The organism is Variovorax sp. 20P10.2.4 (assembly GCF_058244205.1).
In genome coordinates this window covers 1-6,479 of the sequence record NZ_JBZAYE010000426.1, presented here as the reverse complement: position 1 = coordinate 6,479, position 6,479 = coordinate 1, and the positions used below count along the sequence as shown (strand labels likewise).

Below are 6,479 nucleotides of genomic sequence, written 5' to 3'. Positions count from 1 at the left end.
CCGAACCCGCGCACCCGGCCTACCTCGACGCGCCCTACGCCGTGCTGCCGGGCCGCAAGCAGCCCACGCCGGCGCAGCTCGGCGAACTGGGCCGGCGCATCTTCTTCGACGGCAGCCTCTCGGCTTCGGGCAAGGCCTCGTGCGCGAGCTGCCACGATCCCCAGCACGCCTGGGGACCACCGAATGCGCTGTCGGTGCAACTGGCCGGCCCCGACGGCCGCACCGAGGGCCCGCGCGCCGTGCCTTCGCTGCGCTACCTGCAGACCTTGACCGCGTTCACCGAGCACCACCACGACAACGACGGCGACGACAGCGTCGATGCCGGTCCCACGGGTGGGCGCATGTGGGACGGCCGCGCAGGCTCGGCCCACGAGCAGGCGGCGCTGCCGCTGCTGTCGCCGGCCGAGATGGCCAATGCCTCGGTCGAGGAGGTGGTGCGCAAGCTCGAACACGCGGCCTATGCGGGCGACATGCGCGCCGCCTTCGGCGACGAGGTGTTCGCGGATCCGAAGATGGCGTTTCGCGCAGCCGGACTAGCGCTCGAAGCGTTCCAGCAGTCGCCGACGGACTTCTACCCCTTCAGCAGCAAGTACGACGCCGCGCTGCGCGGCAAGGCCGCGCTCAGCCCCGCCGAGATGCGCGGCCTCGCCCTCTTCAACGCCGAGGACAAGGGCAACTGCGCTTCCTGCCACATCAGCGAGCGCACGCCCGACGGCGCCTTCCCGCTGTTCAGCGACTTCGGCCAGATCGCGCTCGGCGTGCCGCGCAACCGCAAGCTCGCGGCCAATGCCGACCCCGACTATCACGACATGGGCGTGTGCGGCCCGATCCGTACCGACATGAAGGACCATCCCGAGTACTGCGGCCTGTTCCGCACGCCCTCGCTGCGCAATGTGGCGGTGCGCCAGAGCTTCTTCCACAACGGCGTGTTCCATTCGCTCGAGGAAGTGATCCGCTTCTACGCGCAGCGCGACACGGCGCCGCAGCGCTGGTATGCGCGCGGCAAGGACGGCAAGGTGCACCCGTACGACGACCTGCCCGCGCAGTACCACGCCAACATCAACACCGACCCGCCCTTCGGCCAGAAGCCCGGCGGCAAGCCGGCGCTCAGCGAGGCCGAGATCCGCGATGTGGCGGCCTTCCTGCGCACGCTGACCGACGCCGACCAGCACAACGCGCCCGATCCCGGCACGCTGCGCACGGCCGCGCGCAGGCCCTGAACGTCGGCATCCGCCTACACGCGCTGCCGCTTCGCCCGACAGCGGGCCGCCATGCGGCAGCGCATCATTCCCGAGTCGGATCGCCCGCCGCATGCGCGCCGACATCGCGAGCGCGCCAGGCCGGCCGCCCGGATTCCTCCCGACGGCGCCCTTGCGTGACGACATGCCCGACCTTCTTCCGAACGGCGATGCGCAGCCGCCATCGCCCCGTGCTCCGCCCGCTTCCCCTCCTGCTGCTCCCGCGGCCTCCACCGGCAGCCGGCGCCCCTTTGCCGTGAACTGGGCGCTGTCCACCTGGAGCGCCACCACCCTGGGCCCCGGCGGCCGACCGTCGGCCCCATCGATGGACAGCCTCATGGACGCCGCCATGCACGGCGTGCGCAACTCGCTGTCCGCGATCCGCCTCGGCGTGGACCTGCTCGCGCGGCGCGGCGACCTGAACGAGGCCGACGCGGTGCTCGAGCACATCGACAGCGCGGCCGTGCGCGCCCACGAGCAGGCCGAGGAGCTCGCGGACTTCTGCCGGCTCGCGGCCGGACGGCCCATCGCCATGGTCGCGAAGCGCTTCCCGCTGCATCAGGTGGTCGGCGAGGCGATCGAGGCGCGGCGTTCCTCGCACGAGGCGATCGCGATCGAGCACGACCGGCTCGGCCATGGCGAGGGTCTCGGCGATCCGGCACGCATCGCGCAGTTCGTGCGGCTCGCGCTCGAGGAGCTCGCGCCGCGGGCCGCGTCGCGCTGCATCGTGGTCAGCGAGATCGATGGCGCGCGCTTCCGCATCGCCGTGCATGCGGGCGATGCGCCAGCGCGGGACGCCATCGAAACGCCGGGCCAGCATCTGGCCCGCGCGCACCGCCAGGCACTGTTGCGTGCCATCGCGAACGCGCACCGCGGCGAACTGCGCCTCGTGGCCGGCGCGTCGATCGAGGGACGCTTCGGCGGGGACCGCTGACTATCATCGGTCTCCTTTCCGCCAAGGAGCACGCCGCGTGCCCCCTGCCAGCATATGGATCGTCACGCCGCCCGGCTATGCCCACAGCGGCGCCTTCGAGGAATTCGCGCTCGCGCTGAGCGAAGGCCTGCGCGAACTCGGCGTGGCCGCGCCGATCGTGCACCGCCGCCCCGAGGGCGAGACGATCGTGCTCGGCGCCAACCTGCTGCCCTCGATCTCCGACCGGCCGCCGCGCCGCGCGATCCTGTTCAACCTCGAGCAGCTGTCGCCCGGCTCGCCCTGGTGGTCCGAGCGCTACCTCGACCTGCTGCGCCGGCGACCGGTGTGGGACTACAGCGCGCGCAACGTGGCGCTGCTGCGTTCGATGGGCATCGCGGCCACGCTGTGCGAGGTGGGCCATGCCGACGCGCTGCGGCGCATCGTGCCGCGCGAGACGCCGGACATCGACGTGCTGTTCTACGGCTCGGTCAACGACCGGCGGCGCGACGCACTGCGGGCCCTCGAGGACGCGGGCCTGCGCGTGGTCGCGCTGTTCGGCGTCTATGGCGCCGCGCGCGACGACTACATCGCGCGCAGCCGGATCGTGCTGAACCTGCACCACTACGAGGGCCGGCTGTTCGAGGTGGTGCGCGTGTCCTACCTGCTGGCCAACGGCTGCTGCGTGGTGTCCGAGACCGGCGACGACCCCGAGGCCGAGCGCGCGTACGCGGGCGCCGTGGCCTTCACTTCGTACGACGGCATCGTGCCGACCTGCCTCGCACTGCTGCGCGACGATGCGCGGCGGCGCGCGCTCGGCGCCAACGGGCTGGCGCTGATGCAATCGCGGCGGCAGGCCGATGCCCTGCGCGCCGCGATCGCGCAGACGCCGGGCGCCTAGAAATCGAAGCGCGCCGACACCTCGAAGCTGCGCCCCGGGGCCAGCAGCACCTGGCTCACCGCGCGCCCGCCCCAGGTGGCGTAGAGCCGGTCCGTGAGGTTGCGCACGCGGAAGGTCAGCAGGGCAGGCTTCAGGCGGTAGCTGACGGCCGCGTCGACGGTGGTGTAGCCCTCGATGCGGATCTGGTTCGCGGTGTCGGTGAAGACGTGGCCGGCATGGTTGAGCGAGAGGAACCACTCGAAGTTCGAGTTGTCGGGGCGCCAGGTGGCGAACAGGTTGGCCACGTGGCGCGGCACGTTGGGCGGGGTGTTGCCCACGCGCGAGACGCCGCCGGCCTCCACCAGGGTGTCGAAGCGCGCATCGAGCGCCGCGAGGTTGCCAGCCAGCGTGAGCTGGCGCGTGGGTCGCCACACGGCCGAGAGCTCGACGCCGCGCGAGGACTGGCGGCCGTTGTTGACGGTGTCGCCGGGCTTGTTGGGATCGCGCGAGAGCACGTTGTCGAGCTCGATCTTGTAGAGCGCGGCGGTCCACTCGAGCCGGGCCTCGGGCAGGCTCTGCTTGAAGCCGACCTCGGCCTGCTTGCCGCGCGACATCGGGAAGTTGGCATTCGACTGCGACAGCAGGAAGAACGAGCCCACGGGCACGGTGGCGTTGGTGTACTGCGCGTAGACGCTGGATTGCGGCGACAGGTCGTAGACCGCGCCGAGCCGGCCCGAGTCGGTGCGGTAGCTGGTGTCGAAGCGGCTGTAGCCGCCGGTGTTGAGGTCGGCGATGCCGCGCTGCACCTTGGTGCGGTCGTGGCGCCAGCCGCCCACCAGCGTGAGGCCGGGCAGCGGCTTGAGCGCATCCTCGACGAACACCGAACTCACGTCGACGCGCGAGGTGGTGTCGGTGCGGTTGCCGGCGCCGGTGGCGCTCAGGCGCGGATCGTCGCTGTAGAAGCCCGTGAACGGCGCGAGCGCCGGCACGCGCAATGCGGCGGCGGTCGAGGCCTGGCCGTCGGAGAAGCGGCGCTGGCTGTCGAAGCGGGTGCCGCTGAGCTCGCCGCCGATCACGAAGCGGTTGTCCATGCCGCCGAAGGTGCCGTGGTGGGTGGCGTCGAAGCGCTCGAGCCAGAAGTCCTGGTCGTGCGTGATCCGGGTCTGGTCACGCGCGATGCTCGCGGGCGCGACGAACACGGCGCTCTCGGAGTTGCGGAACAGGCGCTGCGACTTGTTGGCCGCCACCGTGTTGCGCCACGACCAGTTGTCGCCGAGGCGGCCGCTCAGGCGCGCGCTGAGCCAGTAGGTCTCGGAGGTGTTCTCGTTGTCGAGCACGTTGTAGTTGATGCGCGCGATGCGCCGGTCGATGACGCGGCCGTCGGGCGTGCGCACCACGCCCGTGGGCTCGGTCGCGAACCAGGCCGGCACCAGCGGCGTGCCCCAGTAGGCCTTGTTGTCGTCCTTCAGGTAGTCGAAGCTCAGGTCGAGCTTGACCGAGCCGCCGAGGTCGAAGGCCAGGCCGCTGGTGAAGTGATCCATGCGCTCGCCGCTGCCCGGCACGTTGCCGGCGCGGCTGTCGTTGTGGCTGTAGTCGAGGCGGTAGGCGCCCGACTCCCCGACCGGCCCGCCGAAGCCCACGCCCAGCCGCGTGGCGCCGAAGCTGCCGTAGCCGACCGACAGCTCGCGGTTCGGGTTGTTGCGGTCGGGCCGCTTGGTCACGAAGTTGACGACGCCGCCGATCGCGCCCTCGCCGTCGAGCACCGAGGCCGGGCCCTTGAGCACCTCGATGCGGTCGTAGTTCCAGGTGTCCTGCACGCGGTTGGTGACGCCCGCGCCCGAGGTGCGCACGCCGTCGTAGAGATACAGCAGGCTGGTGAAGCCGCGCGTCGACAGCGTGGTCGGCGAGGACGGCGGCCCGCCGCCCGCGAGGCCGGTGACGCCGCGCAGCGCCTCGCTGAAGGTGCGCGCGCCGCGCTGCTGGATCAGGTCCTGCGACAGCACCTCGACCGAGGCCGGCGTCTCGCGCACCGTGAGGCCCAGGCGCGAGGCGCTGCCGCTGCTGCCCTCGAGGTGCAGGCCCTCGGCGTCGCGGTTGCCTTCGACCGTGATCGCGCCCAGCGCCTGTTGCGCCTGCGGCGCCGGTTGTTCCTGTGCCTGCGCGCCCGCCATGGACAACGCGGCGATGGCCGCGGCCACGCCCGACATCGTGTGTTTCATCTGAAATTCCCTCCGGAGATTGATCGTTCTTTTTGCGTGCGCGCTCAGGCCACCGAGAAGCGGCGCAGCCGCCAGCCCGCGAGGCCGAACAGCAGCAGGCTCGGCAGCAGCAGTTGCAGCACGGCCTCGAGCGCGCGGTCGCGCAGCTCGCGCGGCGATTCCTCGCGCCATGCAAAGCGGGGGATGCGGTCGAAGTCGGCCGGCACCAGCGCGCTGCGTTCCTCGATGCGCGGAAAGAAGAAGTGCTTCCACGCGAGATGAAAGCCCACCGTCTGCGCGACGAACTGCGCATGGCGCCGCGCGCCGGTGCCGGCCAGCCCGGTCATGCCCTCGTAGGCCACGGCCGCGGGCGACAGCGCGCCGAAGCGCTCGAGCAGCCGCTGCTGGCCCGCGTGCTGGCGCTCGAAGCGCTCGAGCTCGGGCGCGATCGCCTCGTCGATCTCGCGCTCGATGCGGTAGTTGGCGAGGCCGCGCGCGCTGATCTCGATCTTGCCGTCGCGCGGCAGCAGCAGCGCGCCCTGGCCGACGTGCTTGTAATCGGTGCTCAGCAGCTCGGCATGGCGCTTCATCGCCGCGGCCGTGAGCGTGCGCGTCTGGGTCGCGAGCTCGGTGCGCGAGGGCGCGGGGCTGGCCTGCGTGACCGCGAGGTTGAGCAGCACCGGCGCCACCAGCACCAGCAGCACCCACGCGATCATCAGCACCATGGCATTGGTGGCCGAGGGCGCGCCGAAGGCATTGACCGCCACCACCAGCGCGAACCAGAACAGCGCATAGGCGCCCACCAGCAGCGCCCACCAGAAGGTGACCGTGCCCGCGCCCGGCGCGGAAGGCGCGAAGCCCGCCTGCCGCGCCAGCAGCAGCACGCCCACGGGCAGCAGCACCGCCGGCACCAGCAACGCGGCGGCGCGCACCGCGAGCTTGCCGGCCAGCAGCGTGCGCAGGCGCAGCGGTTGCGAGAGCAGCAGGCGCAGGGTGCCGTTCTCGCGCTCGGCCGACAGCAGGTTGTAGCCGAGCACGAAGATCAAGAGCGGCAGCAGGTAGACGAGCACGAAGGCCAGGTCGAACTGGCCGCTCAGCAGGTACCAGGGGTTCTCGATGTCACTCGGGTTCATGAAGGCCACGCGGCTCTGGTGCGTGACGCGGAACTGGCTCGGGAACAGGTCGCTGCGCCCGAGCGCGACCGGCCCGAGCGGCGCGCTCGGCAGGATCGCGTGCTGCGCGCCGTAGCTGCT

Annotated in this window: 5 protein-coding genes; 3 read left to right on the top strand and 2 right to left on the bottom strand. The window is 71.7% G+C overall.

What is annotated here, in order from left to right; translation table 11 throughout:
• The 3 genes from AC27VN_RS29150 to AC27VN_RS29140 form a co-directional block, all read left to right on the top strand.
• Positions 1 to 1,220 (top strand): cytochrome-c peroxidase (locus AC27VN_RS29150; protein WP_490878798.1); only part of this gene is annotated, 1,220 nt, incomplete at its 5' end.
• Positions 1,221 to 1,383: 163 nt separating this feature from the next.
• Complete coding sequence (locus tag AC27VN_RS29145; RefSeq protein WP_490878797.1) at positions 1,384 to 2,172, top strand: ATP-binding protein; 789 nt, start codon at positions 1,384 to 1,386, stop codon at positions 2,170 to 2,172.
• A gap of 37 nt (positions 2,173 to 2,209) precedes the next feature.
• The gene (locus AC27VN_RS29140) at positions 2,210 to 3,049 is read left to right on the top strand and encodes a glycosyltransferase family protein (protein WP_490878796.1); all 840 of its coding nucleotides are present in this window, start codon (positions 2,210 to 2,212) and stop codon (positions 3,047 to 3,049) included.
• Here the strand turns inward: AC27VN_RS29140 and AC27VN_RS29135 are convergent.
• A complete protein-coding gene (locus AC27VN_RS29135) occupies positions 3,046 to 5,247 on the bottom strand; it encodes a TonB-dependent receptor (RefSeq protein ID WP_490878795.1) in 2,202 nt (733 codons plus the stop codon). The genes AC27VN_RS29140 and AC27VN_RS29135 overlap by 4 nt on opposite strands.
• A gap of 44 nt (positions 5,248 to 5,291) precedes the next feature.
• Positions 5,292 to 6,479 (bottom strand): DUF3526 domain-containing protein (locus AC27VN_RS29130; RefSeq protein WP_490878794.1); only part of this gene is annotated, 1,188 nt, incomplete at its 5' end.